Annotated in this window: 22 protein-coding genes; 12 read left to right on the top strand and 10 right to left on the bottom strand. The window is 70.3% G+C overall.

Going from position 1 to position 19,344, the window contains the following annotated elements; genetic code table 11:
- Window positions 1–25 precede the first annotated feature (25 nt).
- Window positions 26–1,609 carry a Na+/H+ antiporter gene (locus ABZ470_RS13795; RefSeq protein WP_362911544.1) on the top strand — a complete coding sequence of 528 codons (1,584 nt, stop codon included), beginning with the start codon at window positions 26–28 and terminating at the stop codon, window positions 1,607–1,609.
- 9 nt (window positions 1,610–1,618) lie between these two features.
- Here the strand turns inward: ABZ470_RS13795 and ABZ470_RS13790 are convergent, their stop codons facing one another.
- The gene (locus ABZ470_RS13790; RefSeq protein WP_362911543.1) at window positions 1,619–1,876 is read right to left on the bottom strand and encodes a UBP-type zinc finger domain-containing protein; all 258 of its coding nucleotides are present in this window, start codon (window positions 1,874–1,876) and stop codon (window positions 1,619–1,621) included.
- 231 nt (window positions 1,877–2,107) lie between these two features.
- Here ABZ470_RS13790 and ABZ470_RS13785 point away from each other — a divergent pair, with 231 nt between their 5' ends.
- The 4 genes from ABZ470_RS13785 to ABZ470_RS13770 all read left to right on the top strand — a co-directional run bounded on the left by ABZ470_RS13785 (window position 2,108) and on the right by ABZ470_RS13770 (window position 4,073).
- Window positions 2,108–2,509 carry a hypothetical protein gene (locus tag ABZ470_RS13785; RefSeq protein WP_362911542.1) on the top strand — a complete coding sequence of 134 codons (402 nt, stop codon included), beginning with the start codon at window positions 2,108–2,110 and terminating at the stop codon, window positions 2,507–2,509.
- Between the two features lie 88 nt (window positions 2,510–2,597).
- Window positions 2,598–2,939, top strand: a complete 342-nt coding sequence (locus ABZ470_RS13780; protein WP_352011476.1) for a DUF202 domain-containing protein — start codon at window positions 2,598–2,600, stop codon at window positions 2,937–2,939.
- Window positions 2,936–3,259: a DUF202 domain-containing protein gene (locus ABZ470_RS13775; protein ID WP_352011477.1), complete on the top strand. Its 324-nt coding sequence runs from the start codon at window positions 2,936–2,938 to the stop codon at window positions 3,257–3,259. The genes ABZ470_RS13780 and ABZ470_RS13775 overlap by 4 nt, the downstream gene beginning before the upstream one ends.
- Before the next feature lie 91 nt (window positions 3,260–3,350).
- Window positions 3,351–4,073 carry a hypothetical protein gene (locus ABZ470_RS13770; protein ID WP_362911541.1) on the top strand — a complete coding sequence of 241 codons (723 nt, stop codon included), beginning with the start codon at window positions 3,351–3,353 and terminating at the stop codon, window positions 4,071–4,073.
- A gap of 129 nt (window positions 4,074–4,202) precedes the next feature.
- Here the strand turns inward: ABZ470_RS13770 and ABZ470_RS13765 are convergent, their stop codons facing one another.
- Window positions 4,203–4,787 carry a lytic transglycosylase domain-containing protein gene (locus ABZ470_RS13765; RefSeq protein WP_362911540.1) on the bottom strand — a complete coding sequence of 195 codons (585 nt, stop codon included), beginning with the start codon at window positions 4,785–4,787 and terminating at the stop codon, window positions 4,203–4,205.
- A 323-nt stretch (window positions 4,788–5,110) separates the two neighbouring features.
- Window positions 5,111–5,521: a transglycosylase SLT domain-containing protein gene (locus ABZ470_RS13760; RefSeq protein ID WP_352011480.1), complete on the bottom strand. Its 411-nt coding sequence runs from the start codon at window positions 5,519–5,521 to the stop codon at window positions 5,111–5,113.
- 221 nt (window positions 5,522–5,742) lie between these two features.
- Here ABZ470_RS13760 and ABZ470_RS13755 point away from each other — a divergent pair, with 221 nt between their 5' ends.
- A complete protein-coding gene (locus ABZ470_RS13755) occupies window positions 5,743–6,228 on the top strand; it encodes a glutathione peroxidase (RefSeq protein WP_352011481.1) in 486 nt (161 codons plus the stop codon).
- On the opposite strand, the gene ABZ470_RS13750 is transcribed toward ABZ470_RS13755, so the two are convergent.
- Window positions 6,200–7,198 (bottom strand): LacI family DNA-binding transcriptional regulator, encoded by a 999-nt coding sequence (locus ABZ470_RS13750; protein ID WP_352011482.1) that lies wholly within the window; start codon window positions 7,196–7,198, stop codon window positions 6,200–6,202. The two genes, ABZ470_RS13755 and ABZ470_RS13750, sit on opposite strands and share 29 nt — an antisense overlap.
- Window positions 7,199–7,374: 176 nt before the next feature.
- Here ABZ470_RS13750 and ugpC point away from each other — a divergent pair, with 176 nt between their 5' ends.
- Window positions 7,375–8,595, top strand: coding sequence for a sn-glycerol-3-phosphate ABC transporter ATP-binding protein UgpC (gene ugpC, locus ABZ470_RS13745; RefSeq protein WP_352011483.1), 1,221 nt, complete (start codon window positions 7,375–7,377; stop codon window positions 8,593–8,595).
- A gap of 92 nt (window positions 8,596–8,687) precedes the next feature.
- On the opposite strand, the gene ABZ470_RS13740 is transcribed toward ugpC, so the two are convergent.
- Window positions 8,688–9,440, bottom strand: a complete 753-nt coding sequence (locus tag ABZ470_RS13740) for an SDR family oxidoreductase (protein ID WP_352011484.1) — start codon at window positions 9,438–9,440, stop codon at window positions 8,688–8,690.
- A gap of 60 nt (window positions 9,441–9,500) precedes the next feature.
- Here ABZ470_RS13740 and ABZ470_RS13735 point away from each other — a divergent pair, with 60 nt between their 5' ends.
- Both ABZ470_RS13735 and ABZ470_RS13730 read left to right on the top strand, forming a co-directional pair.
- Window positions 9,501–10,640 (top strand): PQQ-dependent sugar dehydrogenase, encoded by a 1,140-nt coding sequence (locus ABZ470_RS13735; RefSeq protein WP_362911539.1) that lies wholly within the window; start codon window positions 9,501–9,503, stop codon window positions 10,638–10,640.
- Window positions 10,641–10,791: 151 nt separating this feature from the next.
- Entirely contained in the window at window positions 10,792–11,079 is a 288-nt protein-coding gene (locus tag ABZ470_RS13730; RefSeq protein WP_352011486.1) for a hypothetical protein, read from the top strand.
- On the opposite strand, the gene ABZ470_RS13725 is transcribed toward ABZ470_RS13730, so the two are convergent.
- From ABZ470_RS13725 to ABZ470_RS13715, 3 genes are all read right to left on the bottom strand, one after another.
- Window positions 11,051–12,130 carry an MraY family glycosyltransferase gene (locus ABZ470_RS13725; protein WP_362911538.1) on the bottom strand — a complete coding sequence of 360 codons (1,080 nt, stop codon included), beginning with the start codon at window positions 12,128–12,130 and terminating at the stop codon, window positions 11,051–11,053. The two genes, ABZ470_RS13730 and ABZ470_RS13725, sit on opposite strands and share 29 nt — an antisense overlap.
- A 544-nt stretch (window positions 12,131–12,674) precedes the next feature.
- On the bottom strand, window positions 12,675–12,905 hold the full coding sequence (locus ABZ470_RS13720) for a DUF397 domain-containing protein (RefSeq protein WP_352011488.1): 231 nt from the start codon (window positions 12,903–12,905) through the stop codon (window positions 12,675–12,677).
- Between the two features lie 22 nt (window positions 12,906–12,927).
- Window positions 12,928–13,752, bottom strand: coding sequence for a helix-turn-helix transcriptional regulator (locus ABZ470_RS13715; RefSeq protein WP_362911537.1), 825 nt, complete (start codon window positions 13,750–13,752; stop codon window positions 12,928–12,930).
- 191 nt (window positions 13,753–13,943) lie between these two features.
- On the opposite strand from ABZ470_RS13715, the gene ABZ470_RS13710 reads away from it, so the two are divergent.
- Together ABZ470_RS13710 and ABZ470_RS13705 are read left to right on the top strand one after the other, a co-directional pair.
- Complete coding sequence (locus tag ABZ470_RS13710; RefSeq protein WP_362775630.1) at window positions 13,944–14,351, top strand: ATP-binding protein; 408 nt, start codon at window positions 13,944–13,946, stop codon at window positions 14,349–14,351.
- 84 nt (window positions 14,352–14,435) lie between these two features.
- Complete coding sequence (locus ABZ470_RS13705; RefSeq protein WP_362911536.1) at window positions 14,436–15,719, top strand: M14 family metallopeptidase; 1,284 nt, start codon at window positions 14,436–14,438, stop codon at window positions 15,717–15,719.
- A 24-nt stretch (window positions 15,720–15,743) separates the two neighbouring features.
- Here ABZ470_RS13705 and ABZ470_RS13700 read toward each other — a convergent pair whose 3' ends face one another.
- Window positions 15,744–16,553, bottom strand: coding sequence for a class I SAM-dependent methyltransferase (locus tag ABZ470_RS13700; RefSeq protein ID WP_362775634.1), 810 nt, complete (start codon window positions 16,551–16,553; stop codon window positions 15,744–15,746).
- 173 nt (window positions 16,554–16,726) lie between these two features.
- Between ABZ470_RS13700 and ABZ470_RS13695 the strand changes: the two genes are divergently transcribed.
- Window positions 16,727–17,194 carry a hypothetical protein gene (locus ABZ470_RS13695; protein WP_362911535.1) on the top strand — a complete coding sequence of 156 codons (468 nt, stop codon included), beginning with the start codon at window positions 16,727–16,729 and terminating at the stop codon, window positions 17,192–17,194.
- Between the two features lie 584 nt (window positions 17,195–17,778).
- Here ABZ470_RS13695 and ABZ470_RS13690 read toward each other — a convergent pair.
- Window positions 17,779–19,320: an aldehyde dehydrogenase family protein gene (locus tag ABZ470_RS13690; protein ID WP_362775638.1), complete on the bottom strand. Its 1,542-nt coding sequence runs from the start codon at window positions 19,318–19,320 to the stop codon at window positions 17,779–17,781.
- Window positions 19,321–19,344: the final 24 nt, after the last annotated feature.

Here is a 19,344-nt window from a genome sequence, read left to right as displayed (position 1 = left end):
ATCACCCGAACGGGTGAGGAGTGGGATGAACCAGGCGTCCGCCGTACAGCTTCTGGTCGTTCCGATCATCGCGATCGCGGTGGCGGCCGTGGCCAGGCGCAGGGGGTGGCCGTCGCCGCTGCTGCTGGTGTTCGCCGGGCTGGTGCTGTCGCCGTTCGTGCCCGGCTACCAGCTGGACCCCGAGCTGGTCCTGCTGGTCTTCCTGCCGCCCCTGCTCTACTCCGCGGCCATCGACAGCTCCTACATGCGGCTCAAGGCGGTACGACGCCCGGTCGCGCTGCTCTCGATCGGGCTGGTGCTGTTCACCACGCTCGTCATCGGCTGGGTCGTCCACCTGCTCATGCCGTCGCTGCCGCTGGCCGCCGCCTTCGCGCTCGGCGCGATCGTGGCGCCGCCGGACGCGGTGGCCGCCGTCGCGGTCGCCCGCAGGCTCGGGCTGCCCCGCAAGGTGGTCACCATCCTGGTGGGGGAGAGCCTCTTCAACGACGCGACCGCGCTGACCGCCTACCGGGTGGCCGTCGCCGCCGCGCTCGGGGAGGGGATCAGCTGGCTGGACGCCGTGGGACGGTTCCTCTACGCGGCCGCCGGAGGCGTGGTCGTCGGGCTGGTGCTCGCCTGGTGCCTGGCCAGGATCCTGCTGATGCTGCGGGACGCCCTGGTCGAGAACACCGTCATGCTGCTCATCCCGTTCGGCGTCTACCTCGCCGCGGAGGCCGTACACGTCTCCGGTGTGATCGCGGTGGTGATCGTCGGCCTCTACGTCGGTCATCGCATGCCCCGCGCGGGCTTCGGCACCCGCCTGCTGTCCGGCGCCGTCTGGCGGGTCGTCGACTTCTTCCTGGAGACGATCGTCTTCGCCCTGATCGGCCTGCAGCTGTGGCCGATCATGACGGAGCTGAGGGACGCCGACCCCTGGCTGCTCACCGGCATGGCGGTCGCGGTCTTCGCCGCGGCGGTGCTCTCCAGAGCCGTCTGGGTCGTGCCCAGCATCTACCTCCCCCGGGTGTTGTCGGCGGGGGTGCGCAGGAACGAGCCGAACGCGCCGTCGTGGCGCAACACGGTCGTCGTCAGCTGGGCGGGAATGCGCGGCGTCGTCTCACTCGCCGCCGCCTTCGCCATCCCGCCGGACTTCCCCGGGCGGCCGACGCTGCTCTTCCTCACCTTCGTCGTGGTGATCGGCACCCTGCTGATCCAGGGGTTGACGTTCCCCGCGCTGATCAGGCGGCTGCGGATCTCCAACGAGGAGGAGGTCTTCAACGACAACCTCACCGAGGCCGCGGCCCAGCAGGCGGCCGCCGCGGCCGAGCTGGCCCGCCTCGACGAGTTGGTCGCCGAGGGGATCGACGAGGTGCACCGGGAGGTCGTCGACCAGCTCAGGTCGCGGGCCGAGCGCCGCGCCCTCACCGCCTGGGAGCGCCTCGGCGGCGGCACGGGGCCGAGGGGTGAGGAGACGCCGAGCACCGTCTACCGGCGGCTGCGCAGGGAGATGCTCGCCGCGGGCCGCGAGGTGTTCGTGCGCCTGCGCGACGAGGGGCGTCTCGACGACGAGGTGCTCAACAGGGTCATGCACGAACTTGACTTCGAGGAGGCGACCCTGGAGCGGGACTGAGGGTTCCCCTCAGCCGAGGATGTCGTCGACGTAGCACCACCGCCAGCTCTCGCCGGGCTCGAAGGAGGCGACGACCGGGTGCCCCTCCTGGGCGAAGTGGGCGCTGGCGTGCTTGTTCGGCGAGGAGTCGCAGCAGCCGATGTGCCCACACGACAGGCATCTGCGCAGGTGGACCCAGCGGCTTCCGATCGCGAGGCACTCCTCGCACCCCTCGGGAGTGCGGGGAGCCGGGTTCTGGGCCTGGGTGAGGTGGTCGCAGGTGGACATGGTTCCTCTCGGTGGATCGTCGTGCCGGCCGTACGGCCGGAGCCGTCGCGCGGCCCGGCCCGCGAACCCGCCCCTGCGAGATCCACGGACGGCACCGTGGCGGGCCAGTCCACTCTACTTACCCCCAGGACACCCCCAAGGGCGCGGGGACCGGGCATGGGGAGTCTCCATGGGGTGACAAGGCCGATACGGCGGCGCCTGCCCGGCCGGGCACTTGGGTAGGGTCGGGGCATGCGACCCCTTCCGCGACGAATTCCCGCCATCGCCGCCTCCGGGCTGGCCGCCGTCCTCCTTCTCTCCGGCTGCGCGGAGATCCAGCAGGTCTCGGACGGCGTCGACAAGGCCCAGCAGTGCGTGCAGGCCGCGGGCATCGTCACCGACACGGTGAAGAAGCTCGCCACCCTGGCCGACGACCCCGGCGCGGCGGAGAAGGCGCTGAACGACGGGGCCGCGAAGCTGGGAGAGCTGGCGGACAAGGCGTCCAACACCACGCTCAAGCAGGCCGCGGACGACGTCTCCGAGAGCCTGAAGAACCTGAACGTCACCGACGCGCAGAGCGCCGTCGACGCCGTGCAGAAGGCGGGCAGCGACTCGGTGGCCTGGATCAGGAAGTTGACCGAAGCCTGCAGCTGAGAGGCGCTTTTCCTGCCGGAGAAAAGGGGAAGGCCTCCCGCATTCCCGGGTTCTCTATGGGAAATATGGTTGAACTAGCGTCGTCAATATGGACCTATCCAGGGACGAACCGGACCCCCGATTCACCCTCGCGAACGAACGCACGTTCCTCACCTGGCTCAGCACGTCGCTCGCCCTGAGCGCGGGCGGCGTCGCCATGGCCGCCGTCTCCGCCGACGTCTTCGTCCCGTGGATGAGGACCGTACTGGCGGTCACCTTGGTCTCGCTCTCGGCCCTGTGCGCCGCGATGGCCTACCCGCGCTGGCGCAGGGTGCAGCGTGCCCTGCGTCAGGCGGCGCCGCTGCCCGAACCCGCCATCGCCCCGCTCCTGGGGTACGGCGTCGCGGCCGTGGCCGTGCTCGCCATGGTTCTCATCCTCCTGGGCCGATGATCCCCATCTGGGACGAGGGGCTGCAGAACGAGCGGACCCGGCTGGCCTGGGTTCGCACCGCCGCGGTGCAGGCGGTCGGCGGCCTGGGGGCGGGCGGTGTCGCGTTGCGCGCCGGGGTGCCCCCGGCGGCCGTGACCCCCTTCTTCCTCTCCGCGGCCGCGGGCGCCCTCCTGCTGGCCCGCACCGGCGTCCGCTACCGGCGCGTGCAGCGCGCCCTGCACGAGGGCAGTCCCCTCGACGTCCGGGTGGACGCCCTCGTCGCCTGGCTCGGCACGATGGCCGCCGCTCTCGGGGCCGCCGTCTTCGTCGTCGTCAGATAGCCACGGCGTTCGGCGCGAATATCCGGCCGGTCGGCTGTTTCCGCCGCCTAAGTACTCCTGCTTCAAGGAAAATACGGCAGGATAGCGCAGCATGTCACGGTTCGATGATCTGCCTGGCTACGCCGCGTCGATCGCCCCGCTGATCGACGCCGTCCACCTCGGCGTCCTCATCGCGGGCAGGCCGCTCGGCCGGGAACTCGTCGAACGGTCAGGACTGCAGGCGGACCTGCTGGTCGATCTCCGGTACGTGCTCCCCGCCCGCCCGCTCACCCGGCGAGGGCTGGCCGCGCTCTACCGGTACAACCCGTTCGACGACAACGAGATCGGGGTCCAGCTCACCCAGGGGACCCTCGTCACCGACCACGACGGCGCCCTGCGCGCCACCCCCAGGGCGCTGGCCTTCATCACGGAGCTGTACGGCCTGCACACGACGGTGACCGGGGAGATGTGGGCCGGGCACGCCGAACGGCTGCCCGAGCTGGCCGGTCTCGCCGGGCGGCTCGTCGAGGCCTCGGCGGACAGCGGTGGCGAGGCCTTCGCCCAGGCGGCGCCGCCGTACGAACCGGAGGGGACCTCAGAGGGGGTGCTGCTGTTCAACCGGCTGGCCGCGCTGCGTTACCACCGGGCCGACGCCCACGCCGCCGCGTGGGAGGAGGCCGGTCTCACCGCCACCCAGATCGTCGGCCTGTCCTCCGGCCCCTCCCGCGAACGCATCGAGGAGGACACGAACCGCAGGGCCGCCGTGCCGTACGAGGTCCTGACCACCGCAGAACGGCAGTCACTCCTGCTGGGCCTGAGCGCCCTCGGTCACTAGGAGCTGCCCGGGCACCTGCTGGCCACTGGATACGGTCCGGGCCGTAGGGGGAGGTGAACGGGGTGGCGTCCGGGACCTGTGGGCCCCGGACGCCGGGGGAGTGTTCCCTTCCCCTGGACACTCCCCAGGTCAGTACCAGTTTCTTGACCGGAAATGACCCCACGCGCCGCACGGTGACCCGTAGCGGCTCTTGATGTAGCGCAGACCCCAGTGGATCTGCGTGACCGGATTCGACCGCCAGTCCCCGCCGACGCCCCTCATCTTCGAACCAGGCAGGGCCTGGGGGATGCCGTAGGCACCCGAAGAGGGGTTGTGCGCCTGGTGGTTCCAGTTGCTCTCCCTGGTCCAGAGACTGTCCAGGCACTGGAACTGGTCGCGAGACCACGAACGGCGCGCGACGAGGCGGAACGCGATCGCCTTGTTCCTGCTTTTCGATGTTCTGGCGGCCGTTCTGACCTTGGGCACGGTCCTGGTGACCCAGACGGCCCGGTGGACCCTCCTGACCTGAGGACTCACGGCCACGGCCGCGGCCCTCCCGGTCCGGGCGGCCTCCTCGGACGCCGCGGGGCCGCCGGCGGTGCCGGTCGCCTCGGTGGTACCGGCGTTCGTGGTCGTCGCGATGTCGTCGGCCCGTCCGATGGACGCCGAACCGACCACGGTCGAGGCGGCGATCATGCTCAGAACGGTGTTGCGCAGAACACGGTTTCTGTCCACTTTTATCCTTGTCCGCTGGCCGCGTGCGGGAAGGCGCGTGGAACCGGAGTCCCCCGCGCGCTCGACGATCCGGCACCCGTGGCTCGGGCGGGGACGCCCGCGTGGTCTCGCCGGCCCGTTTCCGGCATGAGACACCGCGACGTGTTTCCTAGGCGGCTTTCTAGTACGCCGGAGGAGCGGCGACGGGCGCCTGGGACACGTGCGGGGAAGGTGTTTGCCCGATCTTCGCGGCATGCGGGTGGTTCGGCGGTGATCACCTGACCGGCGGTGATCTGCCTGGAGACCGGCGGGAGACGAAAATCACCCCGCCTTGGGGTTTGGATCTAGTACCAGCCGTGGGAGCGGAAGTGCGCCCATGCTCCGCACGGCGAGCCGTAGCGTTGCCGGATGTAGCCGAGGCCCCATCTGATCTGTGTTCTGGGGTTGGTCCGCCAGTCCCGGCCCGCGTCGGCCATCTTCTTCCCGGGCAGTGCCTGGGGGATTCCGTACGCGCCGGAGGAGCGGTTGTGCGCCCTGTGGTTCCAGTTGCTCTCCCTTGTCCAGAGTCGCCGGAGACAGTCGAAGTTGGCGCGGCTCCAGCCCCTGGCGGCCACCATGGGCGCCGCGAGGGCCTGGTTGCCCCGCAACGCGGACGACGAGGCCGCCGCGGGGGAGACGTCGACGACCGTGGCGGTGGTGCTGACGGCGAGCGCCATGAGGCCCAGCGACAGGCTGGTACGGCGTGGCGTCGGCATAGGAAAGTGACCTTTCGCCGGTTTCGGGGGACGCCGTCACGATGCCCCAGTGATTTCCAGCGGGCCAGCCGACAGGCTTTGTCAAGCCTTCTGTCAAAGATCGGTTAGAAAAGGATCAAGTGCCTGCTCAGGGGGCCGTCGAATCACCTGTGGCGTCCGTCACATTTCCTTTCCCGGGTGTCATAACTCTTGGATGTGACAGCGGGTTTAGGGTGCAGATCATGAGCATTCGTGATATTCCTCTGCGCACTCTCGCCGACGCGCCGACGACCCTCGCCGAGCTGGCCGGGGACGGCGCCGCCCTCGTCGTGAACGTCGCCTCCCGCTGCGGCCTCACCCCGCAGTACTCCGGGCTCGTCGAACTCCAGCGGACCTACGGCGGGGCGGGTCTCACCGTCGTCGGGGTCCCCTGCAACCAGTTCATGGGGCAGGAGCCCGGCAGCCCCGAGGAGATCCAGGAGTTCTGCTCGACCACCTACGGCGTGGACTTCCCGCTGCTGGCCAAGACCGATGTCAACGGTGAGGGGCGGCACCCGCTGTACGCCTCGCTCACCGAGACCCCGGACGCCGAGGGGACGGCCGGGGACGTCCAGTGGAACTTCGAGAAGTTCCTGGTCTCGCGTGAGGGCGAGGTGCTGGCCAGGTTCCGGCCGGGCGTCGAGCCCGGCGACCCGGCCGTCATCGCGGCGATCGAGAAGACCCTCTAGGTCCGCAGCTTCCCCTCACGATCAGCTCGGTCGGCAGAAGCACACCGCGCGGGCGCCTGCCGCCCGCGCGGAGCACGAGTTCGGCCGCCCGGTAGCCGATGTCCCGCGCGGGCTGGGCGATCACCGTCAGCGGGGGAGAGCACAGCTCGGCCCAGGGAACGTCGTCGAACATGATCAGTGACAGGTCCCTGGGCACCCGTACGTCCAGCTCCCTCGCGGCGAGCACGGCGGCCTCGCCCAGCAGGTTGCCCCCGGCGAGCACGGCGGTCAGGTCGGGCCGGTGCTGGAACAGCCCGGCCGCCGCGGCGTAGGCGGAGTCCCTGGTGCCGCGCGCCAGCACGATCAGCTCCTCGTCGACCAGGGGGCCCAGCGCCTGGCGGAAGGCGGTCAGGCGCTGGGACTGCCCGGGGCCGCCGAGGTAGGCGATGCGTCGATGGCCCAGGCCCGTCAGATAGTCGATCGCGGTCCGCACGCCCGCGCGGTCGTCGGCCAGCACCGAGGGCACCTCGTCGCGCCCGCCCGCGCTCCGGTGCGCGAACACCGTGGTGAGCCCGGCCCGCAGCGTCGGAGCCCAGATCTCGCCCTCGCCCGAGGGCACCGCGATCACCCGGTCGACGCCCTGTTCGACCAGCATGCCGATCAGCTCGCCCTCGCGCTCCTCGTCGTCGCCCGTGGCGCCCAGGATCACCGGCTCGCCCGCCGAACGGGCGCAGGCGAGCACGCCGTCGGCCAGCCGGCCGTAGAAGGTGTCGGTGATGTCGGGCAACAGCAGCCCGATCCCGCCCGAGCGCTGCTGGCGCAGGTTACGGCCGAGCGCGCTCGGCCGGTAGTCGAGCTGGGCCGCGACGGTCAGCACCCGCTCCCTGGTCTCGGGGCTGGCCGACCCCCCGGACAGAACCCGCGAGACCGTTGCCACCCCGACCCCCGCCGCCTCCGCGACGTCCTTGATGGTCGTACGACGCATGCTCATGGAAACGATTCCATCATGTTTTCAGTATTCGATCCAGTGCGGAGAGATAACGGAAGCGCCGTTGACAAGGTAGTACCGGCTGAGGGGTTGACAGGGATCTTCGTTTCCGGTGAGATGCATGAAAACGTATCCACATCGGGTGAACGCGGGTTTGGCCCGAGGCGCTAAGGACTTCCATGGCATCCATCGTTCTCAGCAAAGTCGACAAGATCTACGCAGGCGGTGTCAAAGCCGTGAACGGCCTTGACCTTGAGATCAAGGACGGCGAGTTCATGGTGCTGGTCGGCCCGTCCGGCTGCGGCAAGTCCACCGCTCTGCGCATGATCGCCGGCCTTGAGGACATCAGCGGCGGCGAGATCTCCATCGGGGGCCGGGTGGTCAACCACCTGCCGCCGAAGGACCGCGACATCGCCATGGTCTTCCAGAACTACGCGCTCTACCCGCACATGACGGTCGAGGAGAACCTCGCCTTCGGCCTCAAGCTCCGCAAGATGCCCAAGGCGGAGATCTCCAAGAGGGTCAACGAGGCCGCCAAGATGCTCGGCCTTGAGCAGTACCTCAAGCGCAAGCCCGCCGCCCTGTCCGGTGGTCAGCGTCAGCGTGTCGCGATGGGCCGCGCCATCGTGCGTGAGCCGCAGGCCTTCCTCATGGACGAGCCGCTGTCCAACCTGGACGCCAAGCTCCGTGTCTCCATGCGCGCCTCCCTCAACACGCTGCACGACCGCCTCGGCGTCACCACCGTCTACGTCACCCACGACCAGGTCGAGGCCATGACCCTCGGCGACCGGGTCTGCGTGCTGCGCGACGGCCTGCTCCAGCAGGTCGACACCCCGCAGAACCTCTTCGACAGCCCGGTCAACCTCTTCGTCGCGGGCTTCATGGGCTCACCGTCGATGAACCTCGTCAACGCCGAGCTCGTCCGCGGCGACGGCGGCGCCTTCGTCTCGTTCGCCGGCATCAAGCTCCCGGTGCCCAACCAGAGCTTCACCGACAAGCCCGGTCTCGACCAGTGGCTCGGCAAGAAGGTCATCCTGGGCGTCCGGCCCTCCGACTTCGACGACGCGGCCGCCGCCAGCGGCGCTCCGGGCCACTGGAGCCGCCTGCAGGTGCGCGCCGAGGTCACCGAGGAGCTCGGCTCCGAGATCAACGTCCTGTTCCTGATCGACGCCCCGCCGGTCCAGCACCAGGACACCGTCGCCGCCGCGGACGCCGGTGAGGACGAGGAGACGACGCTGCCGCTGGTCGGCGACAAGTCGCTGTGGACCGCCCGCGTCAACTCCCGCAGCCACGTCCGTCCCGGCCAGAACGTCGAGCTGGTCGTCGACACCCACAACCTGCACTTCTTCGACCCGGTCTCCGGTCTGTCGATCGGCCACCCGGCCAACCTGCACGTCTGACCGATCCGAGTACCGGAAGGGCCCGCGCCGCAACCCCCTCCTGCCGCGCGGGCCCTTCCTTCTCCGTTTCCGTTCCTCCCGGCTGTCTCCGGTCATCTCCGGCCGAGACGCCGGGAGACACCGGCCGCGAGACCGCGGGGCACCAGCCTGCTCACCCCGACGATGACCTTGTAGCGCAGGTCGGGCACGCTCACCCGCTTGCCGAGCGCCAGGTCGCGCATGGACTCGTTCACCACGTCGTCGGCCGACAGCCACAGGAAACCGGGGATGCCCGAGGTGTCCATCGAGGCGCGCTCGTGGAACTCGGTCCTGACGAACCCCGGGCACAGCGCCATCACCCGCACGCGCGTCCCCACCAGCTCGGCGGCCATCGACTCGCTGTAGTTGACGACCCAGGCCTTGGAGGCGCTGTAGGTGCCGCGGTTGAGGAAGGCCGCGACCGACGCCACGTTGATCACCGCGCCCCGGTTCCGCTTGCGCATGCCGGGCAGCGCGGCCATCGTCAGCCGCAGCACCGCCTCGCAGTGCACCTTCAGCATCCGCAGCTCGTCGGGGACCGGGACGTCGAGGAACGAGCCGGGATGGCCGAAGCCCGCGTTGTTGACCAGCAGGTCGACCCCCTGGCGCAGCCGCGCCTCGACCCGCTCCAACCCCTCGTCGGTCGCCAGGTCGGCGGCGAGCACCTCGGCCTCGACCCCGTACCGCAGGCGCAGGGACTCGGCGGCGGCGCTCAGCCGTTCCTCGTCGCGGGCGACCAGGACGAGGGAGAACCCGTCGGCGGCGAGCCGTCGCGCGAAGGCGGCACCGATGCCGGCCGTCGCGCCCGTGATCAGTGCTGAAGGCATGTCCGCAGTCTAGTTCCTGTGATCGGAAACGCTCGCGGGCCCACGACGCATGATTGGGACATGAGGAATGTGTCGATCTCCCGTGGGACCGGGCCGGGAGCGGCCGCGTTATGCGCGGCCCTGTTGGTCTCCGTCTCGGCCTGCTCCACCCCCACCCCCGCCGCGGCCCCGGCCGCCGCCTCGCCCGTACGGTTCACCGAGCTGGCGCGGCTCGACATGCCGGTGGCGATGGCCGTACGCAAGGGCGACCAGACGCTCTACGTCGCCGAGCAGACCGGGCGGCTGCGCGCGGTGAAGGACGGCAAGGTCGCGCCGGAACCCGTCGTGGACCTCTCCGCCGAGGTGAGCGGAGGAAACGAGCAGGGCCTGCTGGGCGTCGCCTTCCATCCGGACGGCGGTCACCTCTACCTCGACTGGACCGACGCCGAGGGGCACACCCACGTCACCGAGTGGGCCTTCGACGGCGTCAGGGCCACGAACCGCAGGGACGTGCTCTTCCAGCGGCAGCCGTACGCCAACCACAACGGGGGGCAGCTCGCCTTCGGGCCGGACGGCTACCTCTACATCGCCCTCGGCGACGGGGGCAGCGGGGGAGACCCGCAGGGAAACGGCCAGAACACCGGGACCTGGCTGGGCAAGATCCTCAGGATCGACCCGCGTGGCACGCCGTACCGGGTGCCGGAGGACAACCCCTTCACGGCCACCCAGGGGGCGAAACCCGAAATATGGGCGTACGGCCTGCGGAACCCCTGGCGGTTCTCCTTCGACAGGAAGACGGGCGACATGTGGATCGGGGACGTCGGCCAGGACTCCTGGGAGGAGGTCGACTTCGCCCCGAAGGGCAAGGGTGGCGTGAACTACGGCTGGAACCGCAGGGAGGGCAAACACGACTTCCGAGGCGGCCAGGCCACGGGAACGGCCGAACCGGTCATCGAGTATCCCCTGCACGAGGGCGGGAACTGCTCGGTCATCGCCGGGCACGTCTACCGGGGAACGCGCGTCCCCGCCCTGTCCGGGCGCTTCCTCTACGGCGACTTCTGCGCGGGCTGGGTCAGGACGACCCCCGCCGACCGGCCCGGGGCCGGTGAGGAGGTGGGCAGGATCGAACAGCTGTCCTCCTTCGGTGAGGACCACGACGGCGAGCTGTACGCCCTGAGCCTGTCCGGCCCCCTCTACCGGATCGAGGCGGCGACCGGCTGACCGGCGTCAACGCCCGGAGAACAGTCCGCGATCCTTCGGCAAGCATCTCGCGGGTCGTGCGGGCCGCCCCCGGCCGCGGCCGGTACCACGGACTGCGGGGAGGCCCCACCCGTGTCTCCCCTGAAGTTCACCACCGGCGGGGGAGTTCGAGATGACCGCAAGACGTGTGACGCCCATCCTTCTCGGCATGGCCCTGGTCGCGGCCGGGCCGATGTTCACGGCGACCGGGGCGGGCGCGGAACCCGTCCCCGAACCGACCGCGCACGCCCAGCCGTCGCCCCGGCTGGGCGATGACGGCCAGAACCTCGCGGAACGCGAGTTCACCGGCCGCCACTTCGCCGACCGCAAGCTCTCCAGGAAGTTCGCCGCCTACCTGAGGAAGCGCTCCGGCAGGCAGCAGCCCGGCGGGTTCACCCTCTCCCCTCCGCGGAAGCCGTGACCCTTCCCAGGCGGCGGGCCCGGAGCGGGGCGACGGGGTAGCGTCCCGGCATCCGCACCAGGAACGCCAGAAGCCCGGCACCGGCGCAGACGACGCCGGGGAGCGCGACGGCCCCCGGCACCCGGCCGAGCATCACGTACATGCCGAGCAGGCCCGCCGTGGTGGCCGCGGCGCTCATGACCAGGGCGACCTGCCGTGCGGTGAGTCCCGCGGCGACGCAGCGGTGCGCCAGGTGGTCCGGGCCCGCCAGCAGCCAGGGGCGGCCGGCCCGCTGACGGGCGGCGACCGCCAGGCAGGTGTCGAGCACCGGGACGAAGGCGAAGAGCAGCAGCGCCGGGACGACCGTGACCGGCTCCGCCTGGCCGGAGACCGCGACCGCGCTCGCCGCCAGGGTGAAGCCGACGAACAGCGGGCCCGCCTTGCCCATGCGAATGCGGGCGGGGCTCCAGCCGTGTGCGGCGAAGCCCACGCAGCCACAGGCCAGCGAGAACAGGAGCAGGGCGAAGGCGGGCTGGCCCGAGGCGAGCGCGGTGACGGCCAGGATGCCCGCGCCCACGGCGCCGACGCCTCCGAGCACGCCGTCGGTGTTGTCGATCATGGCGAACGCGTTGGCGACGAACACGATCCACAGCAGCGTGCCCGCCATGTCGATCCAGGCGCCGAAGATCTCGACGCGCACCCCGGATGCCACGACCAGGGTCGCGGCGACGCTCTCGACGGCCAGCCGCCACGCGGGCCGCAGCCGCCTGCAGTCGTGGATCACCCCGAGCAGGGCGACGAGGACGCCGCTCATCATGATCATGATGAGCTGGAGGTTCCACTCGCCGGCCAGTGCCGTCGTGGGCAGCAACGTTCCCGCCGCGACGGCCGGTCCGCCGAGCCGGGGCGTCGGGCGCCGGTGCGGCCGGTACGCCCCGGGACGATCGACGATCTTCAGCCGCAGGGCGAACCGCCGGGTGAACTCGGTGAACACGGCCACCAGGACGAACGCCGCCGCGCCCGCCGACGCGATGACGGTGAGGGACTCCCCGGAGACCACCGCGGAGATCACCGGGCGCTCCCGGCACCCGGCACCCGGCGGATCGTCCCGCGGGGCACGTTCCCCACGGAGACACCACAACGCCGCGGTCTCACATACGGCTTCGCACGGGCGGCCCCGGTTGCGCCGGTCGCAACGATCTTCACGGTCAGTCACCTCTCGCTAGCTCGGCGGCCGTGCGCACGACGGACACGTTCCCCGGCCCCCTCGCAGGTGCCGTTCTCGTGCCGGTCCGGGACGGTGACGTGTCCGGCCGTAAACCCACCCGGCGTCCCGCACCGGGTGCCTTTCACCGACGGGCCCGTCCGGTGTCCCTCACCGACGGATCACGGACGTGCTGGAGAAGTTAGCCGGGAGTCCGCCCGCTCCTTCGCGGCTATGGCGATGGCGGGGAGATGTTTTCCCATCCCCTGCCGACGCATGGCCGGGGCATGGCGGGAGATGCGGAGGAGGGCACAGCGGGAGGCACAGTGGGAAACGCAGGGGGGCCGTGTGATCGGGCTGCCGCCGGGGTGCTTTCCGGGGGAACCGGATGCCCGGTTCCCCCGAGGGTGACTCAGCCGAACTCGCCGTCCTTCACGCCGCCGACGAAGGCGTCCCACTCACCCTGAGTGAAGGCCAGCGCCGGGCCGCCGGGGTCCTTGGAGTCACGGACGAGGTAGAGCGCGTCGGCGTCGGCCTTGTGCGCCGCCAGGGCCGGGTCACCGGGGACGACCGCGACCTCCACGCAGTCTCCTCCGTTGGTGCTGCGGCTGCTCTTGCGCCATACGACGCTGGACAGATCCATCGATGGTCCTCGCACTCTCTTTCTATGGACTGGAACATCGCCTCGCCATCTGGGCGATGAAGGTGGCCGACGCCTCCGCGCCGAGAGCCAGTGCCGACAGGCTGCCGAACATGAGGGTGTAACGGCGCACCTCCTCCGGGTCCTCGGGCATGAGCCCGCTCGTGGCCTGCTCTAGGTAGACCAGATCGGGGTCTTCGGGCTCGGGGAAGCTGAGCAGGCAGAACTTGCCGTCCATCGCGGCGTGCGCCCCCGAGGAGAAGGGGATGACCCGGATCTCCACGTTCGGCAGCCTGCCGAGCTCGACGAGGTGTTCAAGCTGCTCGCGCATCACCGCGCGCCCGCCGATCTGACGCCGGAGTACTGCCTCGTCGAGTAAAGCGACGAGCTGGATCGGGTCACCGGGGCCGTGCAGCAACTGCTGCCGCGAGATGCGCACGGAGACCTTCTCATCGACCTCGGAGGGAGCCTGGGTCATGGCGGTCGCCTCGATGACGGCTCGTGCGTACGGCTCGGTCTGCATCAGGCCGGGCACGACGAGCGGTTCGTAGGTGCGCACCACCGACGCCTCCGCCTCAAGCCCGATGTAGGAGTCGAAGCCGGGTTTCAGCGCCTGCCGGTGCCGGTGCCACCAACCCCGCTGGCGGGCCTCCCTGGCCATCTGGATCAGGGAGGCGCGGGCCTCCCCGGTCACGCCGTACACATCGGTGAGGACCGACACGTCTGAGGGTTTCGGACGGGTCAAACCCGTCTCGTATCTCCAGAGAGTGGTGTCGGTGGAGCCGATCCGTTCAGCCACCTCCACCCGCGTCAGTCCACTGTTCTCTCGCAGACGGCTCAGTTCAGCCATCAGACGGCGGTGCCGCGCCGTTGGACTACGCCGGGGAGCCATGGTGCATACCTCCGTTCCAATGACAACGAAACTGAGGAATCTCAATATGAGCTATTGAAGTCCCTGATAGAACAGTTCACCGTGAGTGAGTGTGCCATCTCAGAGCGCGACGCGCATGGGAATGTGTGTGTCGGGGAGCGAGGCCAATCATGGCGGTCGTGCAACGGATCCAGCCGCTGCGGTCAACGATGTTCCTGCGGGGCGTGCCGGAGGCCGTCTCCGAGGCGAGGGACCGGGTCAGGGGCTTTCTCGGTGAGGGGCACCCCGTGTCGGAGGACGTCGTCCTCCTGGTCAGCGAGGTGGTGACGAACTCGGTGGTCCACTCCGCCTCCGGCACGGGCGGGCAGGTCGCGATGACCGTCGAACTCGGCGCGCAGAGCGTGCTGGTCGAGGTGTCCGACGCCGGATCGGGCGCGTCCGCGCCGCACGTGCGCAACGACCCGCAGGCCGAGAACGGCCGGGGGATGTTCCTCGTCGACCTGCTCGCGAACCGGTGGGGCGTCAAGGACGACCGCCGGGGCGGGCGGCGGACGGTCTGGTTCGAGATCGGCTTCTGACCGGGGTGCTTTACTCTGCGGAGTCGATGCCTGACTCTCGGTTGAGGTGCGTGGACTCCGAGACGCGCCGGGGGAGGAGATCAGGTGAGACACCGTTCGATCATGGTGCTCGTGGTCCTGGCGCTGTCGTGTCTGGGCGTCACCACCGCGGGCGCGTCCGGAGACCCGCCGCCGAGCGGCCGGTACCGCGTCCAGGGACCCGATGATCCGCGCCGGCGCAGCGCCGTCGCGGCCACCGGAGCGGTGATCGACCACGTCGAGGAGTCCTCGGTCGTGATCACCGCGGGGGACGCCGAGGTCGAGGCGATCAGAAGGCTGGGCTACACGGTCACGAGGATTCAGGGACCCCCCTCCCGCGAGGCGAGGCCGTTCGACTTTCCCGCCGCGGACTCCGGCTACCACAACTACGCCGAGATGACCGCCGAGATCGACCGGATCGTCGCCGCCCACCCCTCGATCGCGCGCAGAAGCAGCTACGGCACCTCCGTCCAGGGACGCGACCTGATCGCGGTGAAGATCAGTGACAACGCGGGAACGGACGAGAACGAACCCGAGGTGTTGTTCACCCACCACCAGCACGCCAGGGAGCACCTGACCGTGGAGATGGCGCTGTACATCCTCCACCTGCTCACCGACGGCTACGGCGCCGACTCCAGGATCACCTCCCTGGTGAACTCACGGGAGATCTGGGTCATGCCGGACCTCAACCCGGACGGCGGCGAGTACGACATCTCCAGCGGCTCCTACCGGCTCTGGCGTAAGAACCGCCAGCCCAACGCGGGCTCGTCGTACGTGGGGACCGACCTGAACCGCAACTGGGCCTACCGGTGGGGCTGCTGTGGCGGCTCGTCGCGTTCACCGTCGAGCGAGTCCTACCGGGGCCCGGCACCCGAGTCCGCGCCCGAGGTCAGGGCGGTCGCCGACTGGGTGCGCGGCAGGGTCGTCGGCGGCGTGCAGCAGATCAAGGCGAACATCGACTGGCACAGCTACAGCGAACTGGTCCTGTGGCCGTACGGCTTCACCTACGACGAGATCGCCCCCGGCATGACGCGGGACGAACACGACGCCCTCGCCACCCTCGGCGCGAACATGGCCTCAACCAACGGCTACGAGGCCATGCAGTCCAGCGACCTCTACATCGTCGACGGAGCGATCGACGACTGGCTGTGGGGCACCTACAAGATCTTCAGCTACACCTTCGAGATGTATCCGGCCGACTCCCCGCCGGGCTTCTACCCGCCCGACGAGCAGATCCGCCCGCAGACGACCCGCAACAGGGAGGCCGTGCTCCGCCTGCTGGAGTACGCCGACTGCGTCTACCGGATCATCGGCAAACAGTCCCGGTACTGCGGCGCCCGGCAGACCTGACGCGGGCCGTACGGCGGGGCGGGATCAGGGGCGGCAGATCAGCTCGCCGTGGAGGATGGACAGCCAGCCGTCCCGCTCGGCGGCCCAGGCCAGCCAGCCACGGGAGATGCGGCGCAGGTCGTCCTCGGTCGCGACGCCCGAGGCGAGGGCCTGACCGGCCATGTCGGACTTCAGGATGCGTTCGGCCCACATGCCGCCCCACCAGTCGCGGTCCTCGGGCGTCGCGAAGCACCAGGCGGAGGCGGAGGCGGTGACGTCGGAGAACCCGGCCTGGTGCGCCCAGGAGAGCAGCCGCCGTCCCGCGTCCGGCTCGCCGCCGTTGGCCCTGGCCACCCGCTGGTAGAGGCTCAGCCACTCGTCGAGCTCCGGGGGCCTGGGGAACCAGGTGAAGGCGGCGTAGTCGCTGTCGCGGACGGCGACGACCCCACCGGGCGCGCAGACCCGGCGCATCTCCCGCAACGCCTGGACGGGGTCGCCCACGTGCTGCAGCACCTGGTGGGCGTGGACGACGTCGAAGGCGTCGTCGGGCAGGTCGAGGGCGTGCACGTCGGCGACGGCGAACTCGACGTTGGACAGCCCTCGGCGCTCGGCCTCGGCCCTGGCCAGGGACAGCGCGTCCTCGGTGACCTCGACCGCGGTGACCGTCCCCGGCGCGACCAGGGCGGCCAGCTCCGCGGTGATGGTCCCCGGCCCGCATCCCACGTCCAGCAGGGACATCCCGGGGCGCAGGTGCGGCAGGAGGTAGGCAGCGGAGTTCTCCACCGTGCGCCAGCGATGCGAGCGCAGCACCGACTCGTGGTGCCCGTGGGTGTAGACGGCGTTCTTGAACGTCATGGCGGATCACTCCTTCGGTCGATCTATCCGAACCGTAGCATCTATCTCATATTCCAAGAGAGATTGTCTCAATATGTGGTCGTTACAGATTTCGCATCATTCGGACACTTGCTGTCACAGTGGGGCGCGCTCACACTCGGGTCCGGTACCGGCGTTCCGGTACCGGTGTCGCCGTGGGGGTGGTCCTTGTGACCGAGGAGTTCAGCACAAGTGAGACCTGGCCGATGGAGTGCCTGCGTTGCTGGCACGTCTGGCAGGAGAAGTACGTCGTCCGTCATCTGACCGACGCGCACGGCCACGACGTCGTCGTGTGGCTGCGCGGGGGAACGCCGGTCCAGCCGCCCTGGTCGGGAACGAGCTGTCCCGGCTGCGGGCACAGCCGCGTGGCGGCCTTCCCGCCGGGAAGCCGCCCTATCCCGGTGGCGGAACCCGCCGCCGTGGCCGTCCAGCCCGTCGCCGTGGAACCCGCCCCGGCTCCGCTCCCCGCCCCGGCGCACGACCGCACGGGCGGCCGACGGCGGGGAGGCATCCGGGTCCCCGGCCTGACCCGGCAGCCCGCACTGCTGTACGCCCTGCTGGGGATCGTGTTCCTCCTGGTCACAGGCTTCGAACTGGTGGAACGAGTGGCGATCCACCACTGATCCCCGCAACCGGTGACCCAACCGGCCGCGACTTCGCAGGCCCGACACAGGGACCCCGATCTCAACATCCGGGGAAGGTGTGGCCTTGTGCTTTCCCGGCCCCAAGCGTGAGGGGTGTCGGTTTGTGCTTTCCCGGCCCCAGGCGTGAGGGGTTTCGGCTTGGGCGCGTCGGTGTCTGGACTGAGGAGTGAGGGAGCGCAGCGGACGAACGACGAGGGAAGACACCGACTCGAAAGCGCCCAAGCCCGCGACGCCGAAGGCGGCGCAAAGAAACACAACCCCCGCGGTGCCGAAGGCACCGCAAAGAGACACAGGGGCCGCGCCGCAGCACGCGGCCCCTCGTGTGCCCCCGGCAGGGCTGCGGCCCTTCCAGGCGGGTGACGTCGCGCCCCGCCGTACCGGAGGGTTCCGGTACGGCGGGCACGCCGCCGCATGGGGGACGGGCCGGCGCCGTCACCCGCGTGGCGGGGCCACGCGGGGAGGTCACTCGCCTGCCGGGACCCGCAGGCCGCCGGGGGCGTCCGCCCGTCTCACCGGAAGACATCCCGCGATCATGATGGGGAGAACCTCCCGGATGGGCAAAGTCAGAGCCTGAAGTCCAGATCGGGGATGATTTCGGCGACGTCCATCTGGGCCTTCTGCAGCCTGCCGGAGTAGTCCCAGTTCAGGGCCTGCCAGCGGGTGAACTGGTCGAGCACCCACACTCCCGACTGGCGGCTGCCGTTGCCGGACTTGCCGTTTCCGCCGAAGGGCAGGTGCGCCTCGGCGCCCGAGGTGGAGTTGTTGACGCTGACCATGCCCGCGCCGATGCCCGAACGGAACCGGAAGGCGGCCTTCGGGTCGGTGGTGTAGATGGAGGAGGAGAGCCCGTAGCCGGGCCGGTTGGCGAGTCCGATCGCCTCCTCCAGGGTGGTGAAGCCGGTCACGCCCACGATCGGGCCGAACGTCTCCTCAAGGAACAGCCGGTCGTCGGGCCGCACGCCGTCCACGACGACGGGGTGGTAGTACAGGCCGCCCTCGCCGGTGAAGTTCCTCCGGGGGTTGTCCGGGGTGATCCTGCCGACCGGCCCGGAGACGACGCTGTGGTGCGGTCCGATCCAGCCGAGATACTCCTCGAAACGGGCGGCGAACCTCTCGTCGAGCAGCGGCCCGCACAGCACGTCCCCCGAGGGGTCGCCGATCACGGCGTCGGCGACGGCGCGCGTGTAACGGGTGAGGAACTCCTCGCGGACGCTCTCGTGGACGATCACGGTGCCGAGCGAGGTGCACCGCTGCCCGGCCGTGCCGAATCCGGCGAACAGGGCTCCCTCGACCGCCAGGTCCAGGTCGGCGTCGGGCATGACCACCATCGGGTTCTTGCCGCCGAGTTCGAGGCAGGGCGACTGCAGGTGCCGTCCGCACAGTTCGCCGATCCTGCGGCCGACCTCGGTCGAGCCGGTGAAGCCGACCTTGTGCACGGTGCCCTCGCCCAGCGCGGTCTCCAGCCCCCGGTAGGCGGTGGCCCCGTCGGTGAGGACCAGGTTCAGCACACCGTCGGGCAGCCCGGCCGCCGTGAACAGCCGGTGGAGCGCGTGCGCCGAGGCGGCGGCGTACTCGGCGGGCTTCCACACGACGGCGTTGCCCGCCAGTAGCGCCGGGACCAGGTACCACGAGGGCACCGCGACCGGGAAGTTGCCCGCCGTGATCACCGCGGCGACCCCGACCGGGACCCGGAAGGTGAACAGGCTCTTGTCGGGCATCTCCGAGGGGACGGTCTGCCCGTAGAGCCGCCTTCCCTCGCCGAGGAAGAAGTCGCACGTGTCGACGATCTCGCGGACCTCGCCCAGTGCCTCCGCGTACGGCTTGCCGATCTCCCGGGTGACGAGCCGGGCGAGCGTCTCGGCGTTCGCCTCGACCAGCCGTCCGATCGAGGCGATCACCCTGCCCCTGACGGGCGCGGGGACCGCGGCCCACTCGGTCTGCGCGGCGGCGGCCGTACGGCAGGCGGCGGCGAACGTCTCCGCGTCCGCGAGTCCGACCCGTGCGACCACCTCGTCCAGATGGGCGGGATTGACCGACTCGTAGACGTCGCCGGGCGTTCCTGACGTCTGCTTCCCCCCGATGACGGAGATGATCTCATCGGTCACCGTTGACCTCCTCGTATCGTTGTG

It is taken from the genome of Streptosporangium sp. NPDC020072 (assembly GCF_040631445.1).
In the GTDB taxonomy this organism is placed as follows: Bacteria; Actinomycetota; Actinomycetes; order Streptosporangiales; family Streptosporangiaceae; genus Streptosporangium.
Note: the sequence above shows the minus strand (reverse complement) of the source record. Positions and strands in the feature narration are given on the sequence as shown.

Bases quoted from the DNA above. Each gene is read 5' to 3' on its own strand.
- ABZ470_RS13770 (WP_362911541.1), top strand. From the start codon at position 3,351: ATGTCACGGTTCGATGATCTGCCTGGCTACGCCGCGTCGATCGCCCCG.
- ABZ470_RS13700 (WP_362775634.1), bottom strand. From the start codon at position 16,553: ATGACGTTCAAGAACGCCGTCTACACCCACGGGCACCACGAGTCGGTG.
- ABZ470_RS13760 (WP_352011480.1), bottom strand. From the start codon at position 5,521: ATGCCGACGCCACGCCGTACCAGCCTGTCGCTGGGCCTCATGGCGCTC.
- ABZ470_RS13785 (WP_362911542.1), top strand. From the start codon at position 2,108: ATGCGACCCCTTCCGCGACGAATTCCCGCCATCGCCGCCTCCGGGCTG.
- ABZ470_RS13780 (WP_352011476.1), top strand. From the start codon at position 2,598: ATGGACCTATCCAGGGACGAACCGGACCCCCGATTCACCCTCGCGAAC.
- ABZ470_RS13795 (WP_362911544.1), top strand. From the start codon at position 26: ATGAACCAGGCGTCCGCCGTACAGCTTCTGGTCGTTCCGATCATCGCG.
- ABZ470_RS13790 (WP_362911543.1), bottom strand. From the start codon at position 1,876: ATGTCCACCTGCGACCACCTCACCCAGGCCCAGAACCCGGCTCCCCGC.
- ABZ470_RS13750 (WP_352011482.1), bottom strand. From the start codon at position 7,198: ATGAGCATGCGTCGTACGACCATCAAGGACGTCGCGGAGGCGGCGGGG.
- ABZ470_RS13710 (WP_362775630.1), top strand. From the start codon at position 13,944: ATGGCGGTCGTGCAACGGATCCAGCCGCTGCGGTCAACGATGTTCCTG.
- ABZ470_RS13755 (WP_352011481.1), top strand. From the start codon at position 5,743: ATGAGCATTCGTGATATTCCTCTGCGCACTCTCGCCGACGCGCCGACG.
- ABZ470_RS13720 (WP_352011488.1), bottom strand. From the start codon at position 12,905: ATGGATCTGTCCAGCGTCGTATGGCGCAAGAGCAGCCGCAGCACCAAC.
- ABZ470_RS13715 (WP_362911537.1), bottom strand. From the start codon at position 13,752: ATGGCTGAACTGAGCCGTCTGCGAGAGAACAGTGGACTGACGCGGGTG.
- ugpC (WP_352011483.1), top strand. From the start codon at position 7,375: ATGGCATCCATCGTTCTCAGCAAAGTCGACAAGATCTACGCAGGCGGT.
- ABZ470_RS13730 (WP_352011486.1), top strand. From the start codon at position 10,792: ATGACCGCAAGACGTGTGACGCCCATCCTTCTCGGCATGGCCCTGGTC.
- ABZ470_RS13775 (WP_352011477.1), top strand. From the start codon at position 2,936: ATGATCCCCATCTGGGACGAGGGGCTGCAGAACGAGCGGACCCGGCTG.
- ABZ470_RS13735 (WP_362911539.1), top strand. From the start codon at position 9,501: ATGAGGAATGTGTCGATCTCCCGTGGGACCGGGCCGGGAGCGGCCGCG.
- ABZ470_RS13740 (WP_352011484.1), bottom strand. From the start codon at position 9,440: ATGCCTTCAGCACTGATCACGGGCGCGACGGCCGGCATCGGTGCCGCC.